The sequence below is a fragment of the Vibrio sp. Isolate24 genome, from assembly GCF_022398215.1.
GTDB lineage: Bacteria > Pseudomonadota > Gammaproteobacteria > Enterobacterales > Vibrionaceae > Vibrio > Vibrio coralliilyticus_A.
In genome coordinates, this window is the sequence record NZ_JAKEUU010000003.1 from 663487 (window position 1) to 685943 (window position 22457).

23 protein-coding genes are annotated in these 22457 nt (G+C 43.8%); 15 read left to right on the forward strand and 8 right to left on the reverse strand.

The features are described 5' to 3' along the window. Positions 1 to 51: 51 nt before the first annotated feature. The gene (xthA, locus tag L1D23_RS15765; RefSeq protein WP_239868018.1) at positions 52 to 858 is read right to left on the reverse strand and encodes an exodeoxyribonuclease III; all 807 of its coding nucleotides are present in this window, start codon (positions 856 to 858) and stop codon (positions 52 to 54) included. 219 nt (positions 859 to 1077) lie between these two features. Here xthA and L1D23_RS15770 point away from each other — a divergent pair, with 219 nt between their 5' ends. Next, complete coding sequence (locus tag L1D23_RS15770; RefSeq protein WP_239868021.1) at positions 1078 to 3195, forward strand: methyl-accepting chemotaxis protein; 2118 nt, start codon at positions 1078 to 1080, stop codon at positions 3193 to 3195. A gap of 35 nt (positions 3196 to 3230) precedes the next feature. Here L1D23_RS15770 and L1D23_RS15775 read toward each other — a convergent pair whose 3' ends face one another. Genes L1D23_RS15775 through dinG form a run of 5 tightly spaced genes read right to left on the reverse strand, consistent with a single transcriptional unit; the run spans position 3231 to position 7945 of the window. After that, positions 3231 to 4343, reverse strand: coding sequence for a cupin domain-containing protein (locus tag L1D23_RS15775; RefSeq protein WP_239868553.1), 1113 nt, complete (start codon positions 4341 to 4343; stop codon positions 3231 to 3233). Between the two features lie 20 nt (positions 4344 to 4363). Then, on the reverse strand, positions 4364 to 4528 hold the full coding sequence (gene rsmS / locus L1D23_RS15780; protein WP_239868024.1) for a pleiotropic regulatory protein RsmS: 165 nt from the start codon (positions 4526 to 4528) through the stop codon (positions 4364 to 4366). A gap of 1 nt (position 4529) precedes the next feature. Further along, positions 4530 to 5078: a primosomal replication protein gene (locus tag L1D23_RS15785; protein ID WP_239868027.1), complete on the reverse strand. Its 549-nt coding sequence runs from the start codon at positions 5076 to 5078 to the stop codon at positions 4530 to 4532. Then, complete coding sequence (locus L1D23_RS15790; protein WP_239868030.1) at positions 5075 to 5854, reverse strand: TSUP family transporter; 780 nt, start codon at positions 5852 to 5854, stop codon at positions 5075 to 5077. The genes L1D23_RS15785 and L1D23_RS15790 overlap by 4 nt, the downstream gene beginning before the upstream one ends. A gap of 18 nt (positions 5855 to 5872) precedes the next feature. After that, positions 5873 to 7945 carry an ATP-dependent DNA helicase DinG gene (gene dinG / locus L1D23_RS15795; RefSeq protein WP_239868033.1) on the reverse strand — a complete coding sequence of 691 codons (2073 nt, stop codon included), beginning with the start codon at positions 7943 to 7945 and terminating at the stop codon, positions 5873 to 5875. A 518-nt stretch (positions 7946 to 8463) separates the two neighbouring features. On the opposite strand from dinG, the gene L1D23_RS15800 reads away from it, so the two are divergent. Together L1D23_RS15800 and L1D23_RS15805 are read left to right on the forward strand one after the other, a co-directional pair. After that, complete coding sequence (locus tag L1D23_RS15800; protein ID WP_239868036.1) at positions 8464 to 9504, forward strand: porin; 1041 nt, start codon at positions 8464 to 8466, stop codon at positions 9502 to 9504. A gap of 83 nt (positions 9505 to 9587) precedes the next feature. Further along, the gene (locus L1D23_RS15805) at positions 9588 to 10244 is read left to right on the forward strand and encodes a DUF2057 family protein (RefSeq protein WP_239868556.1); all 657 of its coding nucleotides are present in this window, start codon (positions 9588 to 9590) and stop codon (positions 10242 to 10244) included. Between the two features lie 47 nt (positions 10245 to 10291). On the opposite strand, the gene bioA is transcribed toward L1D23_RS15805, so the two are convergent. Continuing rightward, positions 10292 to 11569, reverse strand: coding sequence for an adenosylmethionine--8-amino-7-oxononanoate transaminase (bioA, locus tag L1D23_RS15810; RefSeq protein ID WP_239868039.1), 1278 nt, complete (start codon positions 11567 to 11569; stop codon positions 10292 to 10294). 133 nt (positions 11570 to 11702) lie between these two features. Here bioA and bioB point away from each other — a divergent pair, with 133 nt between their 5' ends. The 4 genes from bioB to bioD are packed head-to-tail and all read left to right on the forward strand — an operon-like array spanning position 11703 to position 15370. Then, positions 11703 to 12755, forward strand: a complete 1053-nt coding sequence (bioB, locus tag L1D23_RS15815; RefSeq protein ID WP_239868042.1) for a biotin synthase BioB — start codon at positions 11703 to 11705, stop codon at positions 12753 to 12755. After that, positions 12742 to 13887: an 8-amino-7-oxononanoate synthase gene (locus tag L1D23_RS15820; protein WP_239868045.1), complete on the forward strand. Its 1146-nt coding sequence runs from the start codon at positions 12742 to 12744 to the stop codon at positions 13885 to 13887. Before bioB ends, L1D23_RS15820 begins: the two co-directional genes overlap by 14 nt. Then, positions 13887 to 14690, forward strand: coding sequence for a malonyl-ACP O-methyltransferase BioC (gene bioC / locus L1D23_RS15825; protein WP_239868047.1), 804 nt, complete (start codon positions 13887 to 13889; stop codon positions 14688 to 14690). The genes L1D23_RS15820 and bioC overlap by 1 nt, the downstream gene beginning before the upstream one ends. Next, positions 14687 to 15370 carry a dethiobiotin synthase gene (gene bioD / locus L1D23_RS15830; protein WP_239868051.1) on the forward strand — a complete coding sequence of 228 codons (684 nt, stop codon included), beginning with the start codon at positions 14687 to 14689 and terminating at the stop codon, positions 15368 to 15370. The genes bioC and bioD overlap by 4 nt, the downstream gene beginning before the upstream one ends. Positions 15371 to 15436: 66 nt before the next feature. Here the strand turns inward: bioD and L1D23_RS15835 are convergent, their stop codons facing one another. After that, entirely contained in the window at positions 15437 to 15604 is a 168-nt protein-coding gene (locus L1D23_RS15835; protein ID WP_239868054.1) for a hypothetical protein, read from the reverse strand. Positions 15605 to 15906: 302 nt separating this feature from the next. Here L1D23_RS15835 and htpX point away from each other — a divergent pair, with 302 nt between their 5' ends. From htpX to L1D23_RS15875, 8 genes are all read left to right on the forward strand, one after another. Beyond that, on the forward strand, positions 15907 to 16767 hold the full coding sequence (gene htpX, locus L1D23_RS15840; protein WP_006962801.1) for a protease HtpX: 861 nt from the start codon (positions 15907 to 15909) through the stop codon (positions 16765 to 16767). A 193-nt stretch (positions 16768 to 16960) separates the two neighbouring features. Continuing rightward, positions 16961 to 17380, forward strand: a complete 420-nt coding sequence (locus L1D23_RS15845) for a nuclear transport factor 2 family protein (RefSeq protein WP_239868056.1) — start codon at positions 16961 to 16963, stop codon at positions 17378 to 17380. Further along, positions 17377 to 18102: an SDR family NAD(P)-dependent oxidoreductase gene (locus L1D23_RS15850; RefSeq protein ID WP_239868073.1), complete on the forward strand. Its 726-nt coding sequence runs from the start codon at positions 17377 to 17379 to the stop codon at positions 18100 to 18102. The genes L1D23_RS15845 and L1D23_RS15850 overlap by 4 nt, the downstream gene beginning before the upstream one ends. 11 nt (positions 18103 to 18113) lie before the next feature. After that, positions 18114 to 19394, forward strand: coding sequence for an NAD(P)/FAD-dependent oxidoreductase (locus L1D23_RS15855; RefSeq protein WP_239868075.1), 1281 nt, complete (start codon positions 18114 to 18116; stop codon positions 19392 to 19394). Beyond that, a complete protein-coding gene (locus tag L1D23_RS15860; protein ID WP_239868078.1) occupies positions 19394 to 20191 on the forward strand; it encodes a DUF1365 family protein in 798 nt (265 codons plus the stop codon). The genes L1D23_RS15855 and L1D23_RS15860 overlap by 1 nt, the downstream gene beginning before the upstream one ends. Beyond that, on the forward strand, positions 20188 to 21426 hold the full coding sequence (locus L1D23_RS15865; protein ID WP_239868081.1) for a cyclopropane-fatty-acyl-phospholipid synthase family protein: 1239 nt from the start codon (positions 20188 to 20190) through the stop codon (positions 21424 to 21426). Before L1D23_RS15860 ends, L1D23_RS15865 begins: the two co-directional genes overlap by 4 nt. A 1-nt stretch (position 21427) precedes the next feature. Beyond that, positions 21428 to 21952 (forward strand): DUF2878 domain-containing protein, encoded by a 525-nt coding sequence (locus tag L1D23_RS15870; protein WP_239868085.1) that lies wholly within the window; start codon positions 21428 to 21430, stop codon positions 21950 to 21952. Further along, on the forward strand, positions 21903 to 22457 hold the full coding sequence (locus L1D23_RS15875) for a chalcone isomerase family protein (protein ID WP_239868088.1): 555 nt from the start codon (positions 21903 to 21905) through the stop codon (positions 22455 to 22457). Before L1D23_RS15870 ends, L1D23_RS15875 begins: the two co-directional genes overlap by 50 nt.

Here is a 22457-nt window from a genome sequence, read left to right on the forward strand (position 1 = left end):
TTGGGCATGCAAAAAGGGTGACAAAACACGTCACCCCTTGACCTCTTTTCGCTATTTAAACGTTGACCAAATCGGCGCGTGGTCAGAAGGTTTTTCGATACCACGCAGTTCGTAGTCGATATCTGACTCGATACATTTTTCAGCGAGCTTTGGTGTCGCCAGTACCACGTCAATGCGCAGCCCCCGATTGTCATCAAAACCGCGTGAGCGGTAATCAAACCATGAGAAACGATCCTCTACCTCAGGGTGAAGCTGGCGGAAGGTATCCACAAACCCCCAGTCCATTAATGTTTTCAACCATTCACGCTCTTCTGGTTGGAAAGAACATTTACCTGTCTTCAGCCAGCGTTTACGGTTAGGTTCTCCAATGCCGATGTCGGCATCAATTGGGCTGATATTGATATCGCCCATCACGATAAGCTGTTCGTCGCTGTTGTGATGATCATTAAGGTAAGTCATCAGGTCTTTGTAGAACTGGCGTTTGTAAGGGTATTTGGTTTCGTGACTGATGTTGTCACCTTGTGGGAAGTAGCCGTTGAGCACGGTGACTTTCTCACCATTATCATCTTCAAACGCCGCGATTATCATACGCTTTTGATGTTCTTCATTGTCAGTTGGAAAGCCTTTCTGCACTGAAAGCGGTTCTTTCTTACATAGCATAGCAACACCGTAGTGTGCTTTCTGACCATGGAAGTAGACTTTGTAGCCCATCGCTTCAACGTCTTCGATAGGGAAGGCTTCATCATGCACTTTGATCTCTTGAAGGCCTATTACGTCTGGCTGATGCTTATCAATAACTGCCTGTAATTGATGCAAGCGTGCACGAAGACCATTGATATTAAAGCTGATGACTTTCATTTTTATTCCTTATTATTGAAATAATTCAACGAATTGAAATTTTTCCGATATTACCACTTTCTTTATCCTGCGCCTAAAGTTAACAGTGACTGATTGGTATTAACATATTGGTAATATTTCAATTGATAATTGATTGCAATATGTTGTAATTGGTCTCGGAATGTAGAATCTGCTTTCGTTCTTAATCTGTATGAATGAGTTTGCTTATAAGGATGTACTATGCGAGCCCTTTCCGTTCAATGGAAAATAACCTTACTAGCAGGTTGCTGCCTGCTCATCACATCTCTATCCCTGATCGGGTTCTCTGTCTACAACGCGGTGACTAACCAACAACAGATAAAGGCACAAAGTGCAGAGTCTGTTATCAATAAATCGGAACAACTACTTGAAACTCGAGCCTTACTCAATGCGACAGAGGTTGCCGAATACCTCAATGAGGCTTTGTATCGGGCTGAGATGTTGGCATCGAACGCACTGTTTCTGAAAACCAATACCGAAGAAAATTTTGGAGACAGTGAAGAATTACGCACAGCACTGGATGAAATGGTGCGCAAATCAGTATTGGGCTTTGAATCTATTCAGGGAGCTTACTTGGTATTTAGGCCCAACATGTTAGATGGCGAAGACAGTAACTACGTTGATGCGGAATATGTAGGCTCGAATGAGAGAGGGCAATTTGCGCCTTATTGGGTGACAGCGCAAAATGGAGAGAATGTTGTATCGAATGTGCTAAGTGAAGCGGTGCTGGAAGATACTCAAAATAGTGAGAGATTCTTTTGCCCGCTATCTAGTGGCGGTTCATGCGTTAGCACGCCTAGATTTATCAGCCAAGGAAAAGGACAGGTTCTGGCTACCTCGATATCTGTACCTATTATGATTGACGGCACTGTAATCGGTTTCTTTGGTACTGATCTTCGCCTAGATACGATGGCGAATATTGTGGCTGAATCAGATAACCACCTTTTTGATGGTAGCGGAAATGTCAATATTATCAGCTTGGATGGTTCCTTAATTGCTAGTGATGATCCTTCTCATGCAGTCGGTCAAGCTTTCAATAGTAAGACGTTGTCCAATGACCAACTGACGGACCTTCTGTTTGGGCAAGAGGTGCAAACCCAATGGAGTGCAGATGGAAAATGGTTGAGCGTATTTGCCCCTATTATGGTTGCTAATCAAACTTGGGGTGTATTATTTGATATGCCAAGAAGCAGTGTGTTGGCTGATGCAGAGATGCTTGATCAGACCATCAGTCACCAAGTAGAGTCGAGTGTGAAAACCGAAGTACTAGCGGGCTTAATTTTGGTTATTTTTGGTTTAGTGACCATCGCGTTGATGGCCTCTCGTTTAGTCAAACCCATTCGTGAAGTGGTGGCGAGGTTGGATGATATTGCATCTGGTGAAGGGGACTTAACTCAGCGGCTAGATGTGAAATCCCAAGACGAGATTGGCCAGCTTGCTACTGGGTTCAATAAATTCCTTGATAAGCTTCAGTCTATTATTAGTGATGTCGTAGAAACGACGTTGCAGATAGGTACGACGACAGAGCAGTCTCGAATCGCGGCTCAGCAAACTCGCTCTAGCAGTGATTCTCAGTTTAAAGAAGTCGATTTGGTGGCCACCGCCTCTGAAGAAATGACACAAACGGCAGGCCTTGTTGTTCAAAACGCGGAAGTGGCTGTCAGTGAAGCTGAAAAAGCCAACGTCGCTGCAGACTCAGGTAAAAAAGTAATAGAACAATCTCAGGATGAGATGGTTCGTTTGGTTGAGAGAATGACGGCAGCGGTGCCTGTTGTTGAAGAGTTAGCGAAGAATAATGCCAACATCACTGAGATATTGACGGTTATTGAAGGGATTTCTGAACAGACAAATTTGCTGGCATTAAACGCTGCTATCGAAGCTGCACGGGCCGGTGACCAAGGGCGTGGCTTTGCGGTTGTTGCTGATGAGGTACGCAACCTCGCTAGCCGAACTCAGTCTTCTGTGGGAGAGATTCGTCAAGTGATTGAAGATGTTCAAAAGGGGACGCAAGATGTGGTGAATGCCATTCAAGATGGTAATGATCTCGCCAACGATTCTGCTCAGCAAGTTGAAAGAGCGGTGTTGCAACTGAACAATATCTTTGAAGCCATTGCTTCGATTAACGATATGAACTCGCAGATTGTGAAAGCGGCTGAAGAGCAGCAGTCGGTCTCTACGGAGGTCAATCAGAGCGTCAGCAATATTCGAGACTTGAGCGCACAAATCTTATCTCAAGCAGAAGAGTCCGAAACTGTCAGTAGGCAAATTGGAAATTTGTCCCAAAGACAGCAACAGCTGGTGAGCCAGTTTAAAGTGTAAAAGTAAAGGGCCTCTTGATGAGGCCCTTTTGCTACCTAATCTAGGTACCAGTAACCAAGGTTAACTAGTGTTGTAAGTAGCTGCATTTGTGAGTCAGATAACTTGCCATCGATGTGTTCGATCTCAATCGACTCTTGATTACACAGTAGGTCGACGAGATGTTGTGACTCAGCCAGATAAGCATCACCGTTAATGTAAACATGTGTAGATTCATTCTCATGGTACAGCGCGCGTAACCCAGAGACTTTGCGTAAACTGCCCAGTGATTCTAGATGGTGGTAGATTTCTAGAGTATTGAGCGACTCTTCAGGCTCGACAATATCGAGCTGATGGCGAGACTGACTTAACATGCCCCCCATAAACTCTCGGATATCGGATTCTGATTGTAGGGCTGAACGAAGCATGGCTGTCAGCTTTTCTAAGTCAGTGTTGAGTATCTCGCCGTATTGATGCTGAACTGTCATCTCAGGGTTATGCAGGTGAACATCGCCTTTTTCATTGGCTAGCACATAGTCAGCGAAATTACTGAGCAGTTCTTGTTCTTTGGGTGAGCGGAAACCCATAGAGTAGCTCATGCTTGGCTCTAATGTATTTCCTTCGTGAGGAAAACCTGGGGGAATATAGAGAATATCTCCGGGTTCGAGAACTTCATCAATGATAGCATCAAAACCTTCAATCTGTCGCAGCGCGCCAGCTTGGATAGATTCACTATATTGCCCCTTGTCCAGTTCACCGACACGCCAGCGTCGCTTACCACTTCCTTGGATAATAAATACATCATATTGATCTATGTGTGAGCCAACTCCTCCTTCTGGTGCGGAAAAGCAGACCATCAGATCATCAAACAGCCAGTTTGGCAGCTGCTTAAAAGGTTCTATGATCTCGGCTGCCCCAAGGTGCCAGTGATTACAGGCTTGAACAACTAACTGCCAATGTGAATCAGGAAGATGTTCAAACAGAGAATCGACAAAAGGGCCGTGTTGTGCAGACCATTGGCCATTTGAATTGGAAATGTAACGAGAATCAACCTCTTCCTCCATGGCAAGCCCGGCTAATTCGTTTGGAGAAATTGGGTCAACAAAATTACTAAATCCGTTTTTAATTACGGTGGGCTTCTTGTGCCAATATTGGGTGAGAAACTCGGCCATATCAAAATTGATGGGATAATTCACGAGTTAGACTCCAGCTTTCTTTCCAAATCCGACTTAACAATCTTGATGGCGGCAAGGGCCACTTTAGGATCGATGTCGTTACTTTCGATAAGATAAATCAGATCAACGGCGAGTTTGATTTCGTCTGGCGCTTGATCCAGACCTGACGAGTTCGATGACATGTTACTGATTCCGCTCTTTGTAGATAATTTGCTTTTCGATCTTGACTTTAGCTTGCTGGCATCGTTGTAAGCGGCGACGAGCCGACTGCAATGTCTGCGCTGCAAGTGATTTGCTTCTCGCATCGGCATGCTTATGTTCGATTTCCTTACTTTGAACCAAATCTTTTAAGCGCAGTTCCCACTCTTGATGCTGAGCTAGATTTTGATAGAGATCGTTAAGGCTTTGTTGATTGAAAGACTTACCCCTAGGTTCGTTTATTCTCAACGATTGGGTGGCAAGCTCTCGCTTAATCGCACTCACTTGGCAAAGTAGGCGTTCAGACAAAAATTCGGCCTGTTCGGGTGTTAGTGACCTTGATGATTGCTCCATAAGAATTTTGTCTAGGGTCTCTCGAGTTTCGTCTACATACGGAGCTAATTGTTTGGACTGACAGCGAAATAACTTTTGATCAAATAGAGGACCGTAGTGCTCACCTCTGGTGGAGTCTAACTGAGCAGCCTCCCTTTCTAGATGTTCTAACAATGATGACAGTCGGTTAAATTGATTCATAAGCTTACAAACCAAGCCTCATAAGCAAGCTTAACGGCAAGAATACTCACTACCGTAACAAATACGGGGCGAATAAACTTAGCGCCGAATCGTATTGCCGAATGCGCACCGACAAAAGCTCCCGCCATTAGGCAGACGCCCATGGTTAGCCCCAACAGCCAATCAATGTGACCAAGAATGGCAAAGGTGATTAGTGAGGTGAAGTTACTGGTAAAGTTCATTGCTTTCGATAAACCGGAGGCCAGCAAAATATTCAGTCGATAGAGAGCCATAGAGCTGACGGTCCAAAATGCGCCTGTCCCCGGACCTGCGATGCCGTCATAGAAACCTATACTCAACCCTTGGAGGTATTGCTTCTTGTTGAACTTAGGGCATGGCTGTGGCATTTCATTACTGTTCGAATGCGGTGTCTTATGCCAAATGGTATAAATCGCCGCCAGCAAGATGATCAGCGGGAGAATTTTTTCCAACCACTCTGTGCTGATTAGATCGACAACCAGTGTGCCAAGTATGGCACCGACTAAAGTGGCGATAAATGCCCGTCCCCAGCAGTGAGGCTTGAATAAGCGTTTTTTGTAGTAGGTAAACGCAGCCGTCGAGGAAGCGAACGTGGCGGCTAGTTTATTCGTCCCTAAAGCGATATGAGGGGGTAAGCCCAATGAAAGAAGGGCAGGGACAGTCAGCATACCGCCTCCACCAGCGACAGCATCAATAAAGCCTGCAACGAAGGCGACCAGCGCTAGCACCAACAGCATTGTTGGTTCAAAAAATTCCATACAGTGTCTTAATTCTAGTTATTCGATGATACGTTTAAATGGCGGCAGAGAATCGAGTAGCGCCTTTCCATATCGCTTAGTCACGATACGGCGGTCAAGGATGATGACTGTACCAGAATCCCGCTCTTTGCGCAGCAGCCGTCCCACGGATTGAATCATTTTTTTGCTCGCTTCAGGCACTGTGATTTGCATAAAAGGATTACCGCCTTTACTTTCAATGTATTCGGCATGAGCTTGCTCTACGGGGGATGTGGGTACTGCAAAAGGTATCTTAGTGATGATCAGGTTTTCCAGTAATTCTCCCGGAAGATCAAGCCCTTCCGAAAAACTGCCAGTGCCAAATAGTATGCTAGTTTTTTGACATTGAACTAAGGTTTTATGTTTTTTTAGGATCTCTGAGCGCGACTCTTTACCTTGAACCTGTAACGTCCATCCTTTTTTTATAAAATATGAGGATAAAGCATCTGTCACCTGATTCATCTGCCAGTAGGATGAAAACAAAACAAGATTGGCTTTGTTCTTTGCAATGAGCTCTGGTAAACGGTCCACTAAATAATCGGTAAACTGAGGCGCTTGAGGCTCGTAATCCATTTTCGGGACGCGCAGCTCTGCTTGGTTTTGGTAATCGAACGGGGATGCTAGAGCTAAAAACCTGACGCCATCTTCTGGCTTTTCACTGATTCCAGCTTGTCGACAGAAAAAACTAAATGAATTAAGGGCTCTCATGGTTGCAGACACAAGAACGGCGCCAATACAACGGCTCCAAAGCTGTTGATCTAATTGCCACCCGACTTCCAGTGGTGACACATTTACGACGAAGTCACCTTCACGCTCTGGGGCGACTTCCAACCATCTCGCTAGAGGCGCGCCTTTCTCGCGCTGAGGCTCAGCCATCAAATTCCAAACTTGGGCAAGATTGTCCATTCTCTGTATGTAAAAGCCAAGCTCTGCTAAAGCCGGCTCGGCAAGTCGATTGGCAAGCTCACCATCTTTGACCCGCTCAGCGATGAGGTCGGCAATCTTGGCGACAGATTGTGCACCTTTTTGAGTCATCACTTTTAATTGCTTAGATTCCTCCTCTAACCATGCAGGTAGGTCACCATTTTCGAAGCGATAACAGCCATCCTCAAATTGGTCAGCATTAAAACGACTAGCCAGTTGAGTAAGAGAAGGGATGAGCTGTTGTACAGAGTCCTGAAGCTCATTTCGAAAACGGCCTACACGCTTTTCATCAGCCAAGTTGGCAAATTTAGTCACGGATTGATTTAAACGCTCAAGCCAGCTTGACGCACCTTTTAAACTCGCGGCGGCTGAAGAGTGATCTCGTGCCACATGAGGTAGATGATGAGCCTCATCAAAAACGTAAATCGTGTTCTCGGGCTCAGGAAGAATGACACCCCCGCCGAGATCTGCATCAGCCATGACTAGGCTGTGGTTGGCAATGATGACATCCGCTTTATCTAACTCTGAACGTGCTTTTTGAAAAGGGCAGTCACGGTGAACGGGCATACTGTTATTACAGCTGTGTTTGTCACTAACGATGGACTGCCAAATTTCATCTGGGATCGGCTTTGGCCAAGAATCTCTGTCACCATCCCATTTGTTTTGGGCGAGTTTCTTATACATCAACTCAAGCTGCTCGATGTCTTTACGTTTTGGCTTGCTATCAAACATCGTCATTTGACCGCCATCGGCACCACATGCAGCAGCGAGTTTTTCTGCGCAACAATAGCGTTGCCTGCCCTTTGCCAAAATGAAAGAGAACTCCCGGTCAATAAGTCTTCTATAAAGAGGAAGATCTTTATTCATTAACTGCTCTTGTAATGCAACAGTGGCAGTAGAAATAACGACTTTGCGATTATTGAACAAAGCTACTGGAATCGCTGCCATTAAATAGGAGAGCGATTTCCCGATACCTGTTCCAGCTTCTGCGACAATCATACGCGTTGATTTGTGGTACTCGCCACATAGGGTTTTAGCAATATCTGCAACGAGATAATTTTGAGCTCTGCGAGGCACAAAATGATCCAGCTGAGACTGCAAATTTTGATAACTGGTACGAATAGATTGCTGGATTTTACTGGTTGTCATACAGGAGCCTTCAATTGGGGAAGGCGATGTTAGCACATTTCTTCAAATGATATGTAGTTCACGAAATGAGATCATTTCATGCCAAATCTAGATCTCCTTCACAAAAAAAAACTGAACCTTCATAAACTTAGAGCATATTTTTTGATTTAAAAATATATCTCTCCATAAGTGTTTTTTGATTAGAGAAAAACTCTGTTTGTTAACTTTATTCTAACTAATGTTGGATTTATATATCGGAAAAATCTGTTTTTCTTTTTGATGATAGTTTACTTAGTTTGCTTATATCTTGCTCTAAAAACTATGCGTTCTTAGTCTAAGTTTTTGTAATAAAAGGTTTTTATGTTTTTTGATTTGTTTTATTTATATCATTTGACAGTGAGAGGATTCTTTTGCAATCTAGACCCCGAATTTTAGTGGCGACAACATCTGACCAGTTAGAGTTCAGAGTTGTCATCAAAAAACATAAAGGGAACCGGATAAGGATTTCCCCTATTCTATAGAAAAGGCAGTGGATTATTATGAAAAAGACTCTAGTAGCTCTTTCAGTTCTAGCGGCAGCAGCGAACGTAAACGCAGCTGAAATTTACTCTACAGATGCTTCTAAAGTATCTCTAAAGGGTGAAGTTGATGCTTACCTTGCAACAACAGACATTGATAACGGTACGACTAAGACTAAGAAAGACCCATACGTTGCTGTTTGGGGTAAAATTCAACTAGATGCAGAGCACAAAGTTAGTGACACTCTAACTAGTTTCGCTTCTTTCGAAATCGAATCTGGTACAGACGTATACGACGGTAACAACACAAATAACGCATCTTTCGATGACGTTTATGTTGGTGTTAAAACTGACACTTGGGGTGTTGCAGTTGGTGAAGTGGGCGACCTAGCTGATTCTCAAGATGCAATTGAAAAAGGTGATATCACTAATGAAGGTAAATTCTTCGGTACAGCTGGTGGTCACCGTGCAGAATCTGCTGGTCAAGGTGTAGTATTCAAGTCATCGCTATCTGATAGCCTAGTATTCGTAGCAGACATCAACACTGAGTCTGACGAGAACATCGACAACACTTACGGTGCGTCTCTAGATTGGGCTATCAACGATATCTTCTCTGTAGGTGCTTCTTACACAGGTGGTGAGCAAGCTGAGAACATTGATTACTCTGTAAGCGGTATCTCTGCTTCTGCAGAAGTAAGCGGCTTCTACTTTGCAGCAACTTTCGCTCAGTTTGAAGGTGTTAACTCTTGGGGTCTATTCGCTGACACTACAAACTACTTCGACGGCGATGCTTACGGTGTAGCTGCATCTTACACAATCAACAAAACTCGTATTTACACAACTTACGATGTAATGGAGCTTGATGAGCAACAAGTTGCTTCTTCAAACAACGTTAACGCTAAAGGCGACTTGAACAACCTAGTTGTTGGTGTTGACTACGCACTTCAAGACAACGTAACTATTTTTGGTGAATACCAAGCTGCAGAAACTTCAAACGATTTTTCTGCTGGTGCTAACCAAGATGCTGATACATTCATCCTAGGTGCATACTACACATTCTAATTGCTCGTCATTTAGAATAGGTTAAAGCCAACGCGTAAGCGTTGGCTTTTTGTTATTTAACAAGGAAATACCACGTGAAAAAAATGAACCCTCTATTTCTGGCTGTACTGGCGACTGCTATTTCTCTTCCTTCTCTAGCGCTTGATTTGGATTTAGGCAGTGGTATTTCAGCGGAAATACTTAACGGTAAAAAAGTCAAAGATGAAAGTTATGAGCTGATTAATGGTGACAATCAGTTTGTGTTTGAATTTAACGGTAAGCTCAAAGATGGCCACAAGCGCAAATATTACTCTTCTCGCCCGTATATCGTGACGCTGGATTTAGAAAATGCGGATATTTTGAAAGTAGAGTTGGTTTCAAATCGACTCAGCAGCATTGAAAAAAAAGTTGATAAGCGTGAGCCTATTTTTAAGTTCATCATTGATGGTAAAACCATTGTCGATACTCAAGAAATGCTACCTCCAGCTGAAGGGGCGTTTCCTTATTCAAATGTCCCTGCTTTGGTAAATGCATACAATAAAGAGCGTGGTTTGGTCTTTGATTCAGGTAAAGTCGTGGAGCTTAAAGCAGAGCTAGCGAAACTTGAGCAAAGTGATGCTGTCGGAGCAGGCGAGAGAAAAACGACGACTATTGCAGGAGTAGTAGAATCAGAAAATACACTGCAGTTAAAGCTTTTGTATCTACGCTCAAGTGATGAAGAGCGCAAAAATTTCAAGCGCTGGATGATTGAACAAGACTAATTTGATGTAAAGAGGCTTCCAATTGGAAGCCTCTTTAGTATCAATGCTTAATTGAAACAAGTTGGATCTAATAGAGCAGCTTCAATCGCACCAATGAGAGTTTCTATATGGTTGGGCTGACTAATAAACGGTGGCATCATATAAATAAGCCTACCAAAAGGCCTGATCCATACCCCCTGTTCAACAAAGAGTGCTTGTATTTTTTCCATATTGACTGGGTTGGTTGTTTCAACCACTCCAATCGCTCCCAGCCATCTCACATCAGCGACTAAGTCGTATTTTTTTAATTTAGGCAATAGTTCTGAAAACGTGGATTGGATTTGTTGTGTCTGGTGAAGCCAATGATTTTGCTCAAGCAATTCTAAACTTGCAGCTGCTACAGCACATGCTAACGGGTTACCCATAAAAGTTGGCCCATGCATAAAACAGCCGGCTTCACCTCCACATACTGTGTCAGCAACGTCTTTTGAAGCAAGAGTGGCTGATAGTGTCATATACCCACCCGTAAGAGCTTTGCCCACACAAAGAATATCAGGCTCGACTTCTGAATGTTCACAGGCAAACATTTTTCCTGTTCTTCCAAAGCCCGTTGCTATCTCATCAAGAATCAATAGTACCCCGTACTGATCACATAGCTTACGTACCCCTTTTAGAAAGTTAGGATGGTAAATACGCATCCCTCCCGCCCCTTGAACAATAGGCTCAAGTATCACTGCTGCGATTTCGTTATGATGCTTTTTTAGCTTCGAGGCGAAGTCCTCAAGGTCAGAGTCATCCCACTCCTGATGGAAGCCAATTTTTGGGGATTCAGCAAAGATATGTTCTGGAAGAAAGCCCTTGTATAGAGAGTGCATGGAATTGTCAGGATCGGTGACTGACATAGCTGCAAAAGTATCACCGTGATAACCATCTCTGAGCGTTAGGAACTTAGGTCGCTTTTCTCCTTTGGCATGCCAATATTGAAGCGCCATTTTCAAACTTACTTCAACGGCAACAGAGCCTGAATCTGCGAGAAAGACATGTTTAAGGTTAGTGGGAGTGAGAGAAAGGAGCTTTTTGCATAAATGAATCGCTGGGTCGTGAGTTATGCCACCAAACATCACATGCGACATTTTTTCTATTTGTTCATGAGCTGCTTTATTAAGATGAGGATGGTTGTAACCATGAATAGCCGACCACCAAGAAGACATACCATCGATTAACTCTCTGCCATCTTCCAGTTGAATATAAACACCTTTAGCTGATGTCACGGGGTAGCAGGTCAGAGGTGTCAGTGTCGACGTATAGGGATGCCATATATGGCGGCGGTCAAACTCAAGATCCATTAATATTTCCTAAATACAATTCAATTAAAAAATAACCAAATGTAAACTTTTGATTTTAAATTTAATTGACAGTTTAACGCGCGTCAGTAGACTAGCCAAGTCAAGAAACTAACAATAATAGTAAGGAATACATGTGGAAGTACGTCATAACTGGACCGTGGCTGAAGTACGCGAGCTAATGGCAAAACCGTTTATGGATCTTCTTTTTGAAGCGCAGTTAGTCCATCGTCACTATCAACAACACAACCACATACAGGTCAGTACGTTACTTTCTATTAAAACTGGGGCTTGTCCTGAAGACTGTAAATACTGCCCTCAAAGTGCGCGTTATCAGACTGACATTGAAAGAGAGCGTTTGATGGAAGTGGAACGCGTGCTCGATGCTGCACAAAAAGCGAAAAGTGCAGGTTCGACGCGTTTTTGTATGGGGGCTGCTTGGAAGAACCCAAAAGCTCGTGACATGCCGCACCTGACCGAAATGATTAAGGGCGTAAAAGGAATGGGGCTTGAGACTTGTATGACTTTGGGAATGCTGACTCCAGACCAAGCAAAAGAGCTGGCTGATGCTGGTCTGGATTATTACAACCACAACCTCGATACCTCTCCAGAGTTTTACGGCAATATTATTACGACACGCACTTATCAAGATCGTCTTGATACATTGTCTCACGTGCGTGATGCCGGCATGAAAATTTGCTCGGGTGGCATCATCGGCATGGGGGAAAGTGCTAACGATCGAGCAGGCTTGTTGGTTGAATTGGCTAACTTACCCACTCACCCTGAAAGTGTGCCAATCAATATGCTGGTCAAAGTCAAAGGTACACCACTGGAAGAAGTCGACGATGTTGAACCCTTTGACTTTATTCGTCTAATTGCCATTGCTCGTATCTTGATGCCCAAGTCGGCGGTTCGTTTGTCTGCTGGCCGTGAAAATATGAATGAGCAAATGCAAGCTCTGTGTTTTATGGCTGGTGCGAACTCGGTGTTTTATGGATGTAAATTGCTGACCACACCAAACCCGTCTGAAGATAAAGACATGCAATTGTTTAATAAACTGGGTATCAATAGTCAGGAAGTCTCCCAGCGCCCAGATGAAATTGAAGAAAATGACTTGCTTGACCGAGTTGTTGAGCGTGTAGCTGCTCGCCCTACGCAAGACGATCTTTTCTACGATGCCAGTGTTTAGCGACCGTATCCGCCAATCCCTGATATCAAGAAAACATCAGGGATTGGAACGCTCACTTCAAGTGGTTGGGGCTGGTAACAGTGCTAACCTGCTCTTTGAAGGCAAACCTTACATCAACTTTTCCAATAATGATTATTTAGGCCTTGCTGCCGACAAAGAGTTGGCCATTGCATGGCAGCGTGGATTAGATCTGTATGGTAATGGCAGTGGAGCCTCCCCGCTGGTAACCGGATATTCAAAAGCACACCACAATTTAGAAGTTTCTCTATGTGACTGGCTAGGTTATGAACGCGCTATTTTGTTCAGTTCAGGTTTTTCTGCTAACCAAGCATTGCTATTTAGCCTATTGCATAAAGACGATCTTCTCCTCCAAGACAAACGGAATCATGCGTCACTAATGGAAGCTGGCATGCTCTCTCCAGCGAAAATGAAACGCTTTCACCACAATGACCCAGCTCATTTACAAACCCTATTGGAGCGAAGTGCTCTTGTTGTGACAGAGGGAGTGTTTAGTATGGATGGCGATTTGGCTCCTCTTGCAAAGATACATGCTGTCACGCGAGGAGGCTCTTGGTTGGTTGTGGATGATGCGCACGGTATTGGCGTGCTCGGAAAAGAAGGACGAGGCAGTTGTCACTTTGCTGGTATTCAGCCAGAGATACTCGTTGTTACCTTTGGTAAAGCTCTGGGGCTCTCTGGTGCTGCTATCATGTGCAACAAAGAAACCGGAGACTACTTAACTCAATTCGCTCGACATCATGTCTACTCGACCGCTATACCTCCCTCTCAAGCGTTTGCGCTTACCCATGCTGTTCATATGGTGCGAAATCAAGCTTGGAGGAGAGAGAAGCTTCAAGAGCTACAAGAAGAGTACAAACAGTGCTTTTCTTCGTTTGAAGGCTATGTTGATACACCAACCCCGATCAAACCGTTGTTACTGGGAGAGAGCCAACTTTCGGTCAAAGTTGCAGATTCTGTCAGGCAATCAGGTTATTGGCTAACGGCGATTAGGCCCCCAACAGTGGCGAAAAATTCAGCAAGGCTTAGGGTGACTCTCTCAGTTAATCACTCTGTACAACAAGTTCGAGAGTTGGCGAACATCGTTGAGACTGCGATGGAGAAGGAATATTGATGGAACAAGCGACTTTAGTACAGAAGACTTGTCTGCAAGACAAATCTGCTATCGCAGAAGCGTTTGGAAAAGCCGCGAATACCTATGACAGTCATGCCGCTTTTCAAAGAGAAGTGGGAGAGCGTTTATTAGAAAGGCTACCTCAAAATCTTTTTGGTAAAACAGTACTCGATTTGGGCTGCGGGACTGGGTATTTTTCTGAGAAACTTCGCGAACGTGGGGCTTTAGTGATCTGTTGTGACTTATCTCAACAAATGTTGAATAAAGCAAAAGAGAGGTGTGGCTCTGAGAGGGTTAAATATCAGCAAGCAGATGCTGAGTCCTTACCATTTCGTGATAGTTCGGTAGATTATGTGTTTTCTAGTCTTGCACTGCAATGGTGTGAAGACTTATCACTGCCCTTACGCGAAATGCGCAGAGTGATCAAACCTCAAGGTAAAGCCTATTTCTCTACATTGTTAGACGGCTCTCTAAAAGAGTTGAAGTGCGCGTGGCGTGAAATTGATTCATATCAACACGTCAACGATTTTATCAGCAGCAATCAGGTAAAAATTGCGTTAGCGCAATCTGGTAACCAGAACCATCATCTAGACTTGCCTATCATGACAGTTTGGTACGATACCGCGTTTGCACTAATGCGTGATTTAAAGGGGATTGGAGCCAATCATGTTAACGGTCGTTCACATGGGTTGACCAGTCGCAGTACATTGCTGCAAGTTGAACGGGCGTATCGACAGTTCAAAAACCATCAAGGTCTTCTACCTGCAACTTATCAGGTTTGTTTAGGGGTTATACATCTATGATTGATGCATTTTTTATTGCTGGTACGGACACCGATGTTGGTAAAACAGTTGCTTCAAAGGCAATTCTGAACGCGTTAGCGCAAAAGGACTTAAAAACTATTGGTTATAAACCTGTCGCGGCAGGTTGTGAAAAAACATCGCACGGATACCGTAATTCTGACGCATTGTACCTTCAAAGTGCGGCAACACTTGACGTCGATTATGATGACGTCAATCCATATGCATTAGAGCTACCAGCGTCACCACATATTGCGGCGAAACGAGAGGGGGTCAATATTCAATATTCTGTTCTGAGTGAGAAACTGGCAGAACACAAAGCGAAATCCGATGTGGTGTTGGTTGAAGGGGCGGGTGGCTGGCGTGTGCCAGTGTCTGATGCAGATTGCCTTTCAAGCTGGGTTCAACAAGAGAACTTACCGGTCATACTGGTGGTAGGTATAAAACTAGGCTGTTTGAGCCATGCCATGTTAACTATTGATGCTATTAAAGCTGATGGCATAAATGTAATTGGTTGGGTGGCTAACCGAGTCAATCCAGGCACTGAGCATTATGCTGATATCATTGAAATGCTAGAGCAGAAAATAGAAGCCCCTAAACTTGGAGAGATTCCCTACGTACCGAGTGTTAAACAGAAAGACTTGGCCAAATATATTGATGTCTCAACTTTGCTCACAGTGTAGTAGTCATCACTTAACCTAAACAAAAAGGCTGCCATTGGCAGCCTTTGTCTTCTTTATGTTCTATGTTTACTTGTCTTGGTTTAAGCCCATCAGTGCTTGTTGGGTATCAGAGATACGCTTTTGTGCATGTTGCTCTGAAGAAATACCAAGTTGCTGCTTGGCTTCTTCCTCTGAAATACCAAGGTGGCAGCATAGTAGGTCAATAGCCATTTGATAGTTGTTAGTTTCAACCATGATTTTGTCCTTTTCACACATGGGTATTTGAATCTGATAACAATCTAGCACGCTTTAGTCTAGGTACAATAAGACCAAAGTCTAATATCTCTGTATTATGTTGGTGCTTTTTTGATTGTTTGGTGGCGTATGAAATAAGAAGTTTTCACAATTTTTACAGCTAAGAAAACAAATGTTTCAATTTGCATCTATCCCTTGTATTTAAAAGGGATAGACTATATCTATTAATTAGACATAAAGCCTTGGTGCGACGTTCGTATCGGTGAGGCAAATCATTAAGCTTCCAGTTTCGGAGAAAAGTAATGAAGCGAGTAATGCTGTTTTTGGCGACCAACCTAGCCGTTGTGCTGGTTTTGAGCGTTGTTCTTAATATTGTTTATGCGGTAACCGGGATGCAACCAGGCAGCTTATCGGGGCTGCTGATCATGGCTGCGGTATTTGGTTTTGGTGGCTCTTTCATCTCGTTAATGATGTCAAAAGGCATGGCTTTGCGCTCGGTTGGTGGCATGGTTATTGAGAGTCCACGTAACGAGACCGAACACTGGCTGCTAGAAACCGTTCGACGCCAGTCTGAGCAAGTGGGTATTGGTATGCCAACTGTTGCTATTTATGACTCTGCAGATATCAATGCGTTTGCGACAGGAGCTAAGCGCAATGACTCATTGGTCGCGGTCTCTACTGGCCTACTTCATAATATGACGCGTGATGAAGCCGAAGCTGTACTTGCGCATGAGGTGAGCCACATTGCTAATGGTGATATGGTCACGATGACACTGATGCAAGGTGTTGTGAACACGTTTGTTATCTTCCTATCACGCTTCATTGCGAATATTGTGTCTTCTAATGATGAAGAAGAAGGCGGTAGCAATATGATGGTTTACTTTGGGGTTTCCATTGTTCTTGAACTCGTTTTTGGCTTCCTCGCCAGCTTTATTACTATGTGGTATAGCCGTCACCGTGAGTTCCATGCGGATGCAGGTGCTGCGCAGCTGGTTGGTAAGCACAAAATGATTGCTGCGTTAGAGCGTTTGAAAGTCAGCCATGAATCCCAACTTGAAGGCTCCATGATGGCATTTGGTATTAATGGCAAACGTTCAATGACAGAGCTACTGATGAGTCACCCACCATTGGACAAGCGCATTGCGGCGTTGCGTAACTCATAAGTTTTTGATTTAACGAAAAGGCTTGATTCTATATCAAGCCTTTTTTGATCCCTTCCTATCGAATCGACGTACAAATGTACAAATTAAACTTTTACAAAATTTATATTTGTACAACTCAAGAAAGTGACCTAATCTTTAGTTTATCTTGTACATAAAAATATTTTGTATAACTAAATTGCTTATCGGAGAAGGCATGAACGTCGAGTCGGTTGGTCAAGTCTACCAGCAACTAAGTAAAAGCAATCTGTATCTGTTGAACGATGTGTATCACCAAGATGTGACCTTTGAAGATTCAGCGCATCGCCTCCAAGGTTGGCAGGCCTTACAAAGTTATTTCGATAGTCTTTACACTAATGTCAGACGCTGTGACTTTGATATAAAAGAACATCAGCAATTAGGCGACAGTGGATTCTTGACTTGGTCAATGTCGCTAGAGCACCCCAAGCTGCAAAAAGGTAAGACGGTTGTCGTCAATGGAGTCAGTCATCTCAAGTTCAAAGATGGCAGGGTGATCTATCACCGGGATTATTTCGACCTAGGTGAAATGCTGTATGAAAATCTACCTTTGCTTGGCTCAATCATCAAAACAATCAAGCAGAGGCTAGGACAATGACTTGTGTTCTCATCACTGGTGCCACATCTGGTATCGGCAGGCAACTTGCTGAAGATTATGCTAAAGCGGGTTATGAAGTAGTGGCTTGTGGAAGAAACCAACAAGCGCTTGAAGAGCTAAGATCGAGCTCTCCTTTTATTACTACGCTTGAGTTCGATTTAACCGAGTTATCTAATACAAAACGGTCGCTAGAAACTCTAGAGGTTATACCTGAGGTTTGGATATTTAACGCTGGTGATTGCGAGTATATAGACGACGGTGTCATTGATGCCCAATTGATTAAGCGCGTATTCGAAATCAATGTGATTGGTCTTGCCAACGCTATTGAAGCCAGTCAGCACCACTTTCAACCCGGGCACATTGTTGCTCTGGTGGGGTCTATCGCCAGTGAAGTAGCGTTACCAAGAGCAGAAGCCTATGGGGCATCTAAAGCCGCGGTGAGTTATCTAGGCCGAACACTTCAACTCGACTTGGATAAGAAAAACATCTCAGTGTCACTCATATATCCAGGCTTTGTCAAAACGCCTCTTACGGACAAAAACACATTTCCAATGCCAATGCTGGTATCGGTACAACAGGCTTCTGAAGCAATACGGAAAGGGCTGTCGGCACGTAAACCTTACATTTACTTTCCGCGAAGATTTACAACGCTATTGCGTCTCATCGGCACGATGCCATACCGCTGGCAGAAGTGGCTTACCGCCAAATTGATCTCAGAGTAAGAGGATTCACAATGAAAATAGCCATAATCGGGACAGGTATCTCTGGGTTGACATGCGCTTATCATCTCAACAAGCAACATGATGTCACTCTTTTTGAAGCCAACGACTATATTGGTGGCCACACTGCTACGGTCAATGTTGAGGTGCAAGGTGAGAACTATGCAGTCGACACTGGCTTTATTGTTTACAATGATAGGACTTATCCCAATTTCATTGCCATGATGAAGCAAGTTGGTGTCGAAGGTATTCCAACGCAGATGAGCTTTAGCGTGCGCAATGACGGTTGTGGCCTAGAGTATAACGGCCATACATTATCGACACTTTTCGCGCAGAAAAGAAATTGGTTCAATCCTAAATTCTACGCTTTCATATTCGAGATCTTACGCTTCAACAAACAGGTAAAACAGTTAGTCAAGCAAGCTAATGAACCTGAAAAAACGCTTGGCGAATTTTTATCAGAAGAGAAGTTTAGTGACTATTTTTGCGACAACTATATCTTACCCATGGGGGCTGCTATCTGGTCTTCCACGTTGGCTGATATGCGTGCTTTTCCTCTTCAGTTTTTTGCTCGTTTCTTTCTGAATCATGGGTTACTCGATGTACTGAACAGACCTCAGTGGTACGTTGTGAAAGGAGGCTCAAATGCTTATGTTGAGCCGCTAACCCGTGAGTTCGCTCATCGTATACGGCTGTCAACACCGGTTAAATCTATCCGCAGAGAGCAACTAGGTGTACGAATCGACCTAGGTCAGCGAACTGAACGCTTTGACCAAGTGATTTTTGCATGTCACAGCGATCAGGCGCTAGCTTTGCTACAGGATGCTAATGACCTAGAGAATGAAGTGCTTAGTCAGTTGGAGTACCAAGCCAATGAGGTCACTCTTCATACGGACGAAAGTTTACTTCCCAAGCGAAAATCAGCGTGGGCTTCTTGGAATTATTGGTTAGATGGAGAGCAAGGTGAAAGTGAGCGTCCGCCAACGCTGACCTACAACATGAACATACTGCAGCACATACAAGCTCCCGTGACATTCTGTGTTTCATTAAACAGTTCACACCTAATAGATCCGAGCAAAGTGCTTAAAACATTTACCTATCATCACCCTGTTTTTAGTGAACAATCGATGCGCGCTCAAAAGCGCCGCCCTGACATAAATGGACAGGATAAAGTTTGGTTCTGTGGCGCCTATTGGTATAACGGGTTCCATGACGACGGGGTAAAAAGTGCTTTGGATGTCGTGAGAGAGCTTCTTCTTCGTGATGAAGAAGAACGACAGAGAGGTGCCGCATAATGAAGCCTGAGCATGGCTGCTCTCTGCTTGTTGGTGACGTAAGACATCGACGCTTTAGCCCAGTAGAGCATCAGTTAAAATACCCCATTTTTATGCCTTGTATTGATTTGGACCAGATCAAAGCAGTGGAAAAATCTGTATGGGGGTTTGGGCAGAAGTGGTGGCACTGGGCGAGATTCAAACGAACGGATTACCTTGGGGAAGGAGATCTAAAACGCGCGGTCTTCGATAAGATAGAAGAATTGACTGGAGAGAAAGTGGATGGGCGCGTTGAGGCAGTTATTCACCTTCGCTATCTCGGCATCTATTTCAGTCCGGTAAACTTCTACTATGTTTATAACAAGGATGGAGATTGGCGTTATCTGTTGGCTGAGGTAAGTAATACTCCCTGGAATCAAAGGCACTACTATGCAGTTCCTGCTTTCGATGAAACATTGTGGCGACACAGCAAAGCATTTCATGTGTCCCCTTTTAACCCCATAGAACAAGAATATGTTTGGCGGTTGAAACCCTTAGGGAAGAAGCTTTCTATTCATCTTGAGTGTCATCGGGATCAAAAGGAATTTGATGCCACGCTCAGTATGAGTAAGCAACCACTTACATCAAGGATACTCCTTAAACATTTGATTAGAACGCCGTTAATGGCAGCAAAAATGTTGTCAGGCATATACTGGCATGCGTTTAAGTTGTGGTGTAAAGGTGCACCGTTCTACTCACATCCTAAATATAAAATAAAGCCGGAAGCCTCTTCCGGAAAATATAAATCGAGAGATCAGGTTAAGGAGCATAGGACATGATCAACTCCCAAACTTTAGGTTACTCATCATCACTGAGCGCAGGGCAAAAAACAGCGCGCAGTTTGGCAATGTCATTCCTAAAAAAAATCACATCAGGTTCACTCACTGTCATAGAATCTTTCTCACAGTCAGAAGTTAGAGCAACTTTTGGCGCAGCGCAGACATCACGGTTACATGCGGTCATTGAGATCAAACACCCGAGTTTTTACGCAAGATTGCTCAAAGGTGGCAGTATTGCTGCTGGTGAAGCTTATATGGATGGTTGGTGGGATAGCCCGGATTTAACCAAGCTCATGGAATTGATGGCCTTAAATTTAAAAACCTTAGATTCTATCGAAGGACAGAGTAGTTTTATTTCCCGCATATCTTACCAACTCGGGCATTGGTTCAATCGCAATACAGAGAAAAATGCCGCGAAGAATATTAGTGCTCATTATGATTTGAGTAACGAGCTGTATGAAACCTTTCTTGATAAAGAGATGTTGTATTCGGCAGCCCTCTTCAACTCAGCGTCAGATAGCTTAGAGCAAGCTCAGCTCAATAAAATGGAAAGGCTATGTCAGCAGCTTGAGCTGACATCCAGTGATAGGGTGATTGAGATTGGTACCGGTTGGGGAGGGATGGCGATATACATGGCGGAAAAGTATGGCTGCCATGTAACGACTACCACGATATCGGAGCAACAGTACCAGTACGCTCAACAGAAGATAATCGAAAAGGGACTTGAGCATAAGATAACTCTACTAAAACAGGATTACAGACAGTTAAAAGGCCATTACGATAAGTTAGTGTCTATTGAGATGATCGAAGCGGTGGGCAAAGAATACTTGGGGTCATATATCGACAAATGTCAGTCCCTTTTAAGACCACAAGGGTTAATGGCGATTCAAGCGATAACCATTGCCGATCAAAGGTACGATTACTACAGCAACAATGTAGATTTTATCCAGAAGTATATTTTTCCTGGCGGTTTTTTACCCTCGATAACAGCCTTAACTCACGCGACGACGACTCATAGCGATCTAGTCTTGAGAAACCTTTTCGACATTGGCTTAGATTATGCGAACACTTTGAAAGAGTGGCATGCAAGGTTTGTGGCATCGGAGAGAGACGTAAGACAACTAGGGTTTGATGAGACGTTTATTCGTATGTGGAAATATTATTTTTGCTATTGCGAGGGTGGATTCCGTGCGAGAAGTATCAGCACGGTACATATGACTTTTCAAAAGGCTTGATATGACAAACAAAAGGCTGATCGTTTACTCTCTCTGGTTCCAAGTTGTCTGGCTTGTCGCGGTATTAGGCCGGGAGGACTTTGAGTGGGTGGCTGTTGGCCTTGTTGTCGTTAGTTACGTATACAGTCAGTTAGTCGCACCGATAAAGCTTGAACGAGTGTTTTTAATGGCGGTATTGGGCGTCGTTGTTGATTACGCCAATATGACGCTGGGAATCTTTCGTTTCCAATTCAGTGAATTCCCGATTTGGTTGATGGCACTCTGGTTTATTTTTGCTTGGTACGCGTATTTTCTTGCACCACTAGTGAGCCGATTTCCAATTTTTCTCGTATCTATATTAGGAGGAATTGGAGGAGCACTCAGTTATTTAGCAGGAGAAAAACTGGGCGCAGTCTATTTTCCTTTACCGACAACCACAACGATTCTTATATTAATGGTCGAGTGGTTACTCATAATTGCTGCGGTGATAAAGGTTTATGGAAATACGTCAAATAAAATGGGTTACGCTGGCAGGGTTAATCGCTAGCTCTTTAACCATCAGTACAAGCATAAAAGCTGATGCTGTGAGTGATAAAAATTGGCAGGAGTGGCGCCAAGTTGGGAGTGCTCAACTTTCTTATTTCTTTTTCGATATCTACCGTTCTCAGCTTCTCACACCTACTGGCAATTATACCCAAAGCGGAGATCTTTCCCCACATCCTCTCGCTTTATCCATTGAGTATCAGAGAGACATTAGCCAAAAGCAGCTGGTTAACGTCACCAGAGAGCAGTGGGAGAAACTTGGCTATTCTGACACTGGCCCATGGGTTACTCAGTTAGAAAAAATCTTCCCAGATATCAAAGATGGACAGCAACTGACCTACGTATCCGATGGTGATAAAGGGCGTTTCTACTTTTCTTCTCATCAAGAAAAAAATCAGTGGATTGGATCGATTACGGATCCGAAGCTCAATGACGCGTTTCTTGCGATCTGGCTATCTCCTCAAACGCAATACCCAAAGCTTAGACAAGACTTAATTGGAGCTAAGTAG